The sequence below is a fragment of the Rhodococcus sp. P4_F5 genome (assembly GCF_056401315.1).
In genome coordinates this window covers 1-528 of the sequence record NZ_JBFUJP010000154.1, presented here as the reverse complement: position 1 = coordinate 528, position 528 = coordinate 1, and the positions used below count along the sequence as shown (strand labels likewise).

At 64.6% G+C, this 528-nt stretch carries 1 protein-coding gene; it reads right to left on the bottom strand.

Features of this window, described 5'->3' with window-relative positions; translation table 11 throughout:
* The coding region (locus AC1DU4_RS26340) for an Ig-like domain-containing protein (protein ID WP_477844926.1) at positions 1-389 on the bottom strand (389 nt) is incomplete at its 3' end.
* Positions 390-528: the final 139 nt, after the last annotated feature.

Below are 528 nucleotides of genomic sequence, written 5' to 3'. Positions count from 1 at the left end.
TTCGTGGCGCCGTCCTTGAACTGCACCGTGCCACCAGCCGGAGCCGGCGAAACCTGCACGTTCAGAACCACATCCGCACCCGCAACAGCGGAAGCCGGACCCGTCACCGACGTCGTCGTGGCGACATCAGCCGGGGACACCGCGACAGTGTGTGCCGCCGAGGTGGAMCCCTGGAACTCACCCAGACCCGAGTACACCGCSRTGATGCTGCGATCACCCTTCACGAACTTCTGCGTGATCGAACCCYKGCCCTCGGAATCSAGRKYSACCGGGCCRCCCAGGTTCTCAGTGCCGTCCTTGAACTGCACCGTGCCACCAGCCGGAGCCGGCGAAACCTGCACGTTCAGAACCACATCCGCACCSGCAACAGCGGAAGCSGGACCSRACACGACCGTKGTGGTCGCGACATCAGCCGGGGASACCGCRACRGTGTGCGTAGCCGACGTCGAACCCTGGAACTCACCCAGACCCGAGTACACCGCCGTGATGCTGCGATCACCCTTCACGAACTTCTGCGTGATCGAACCC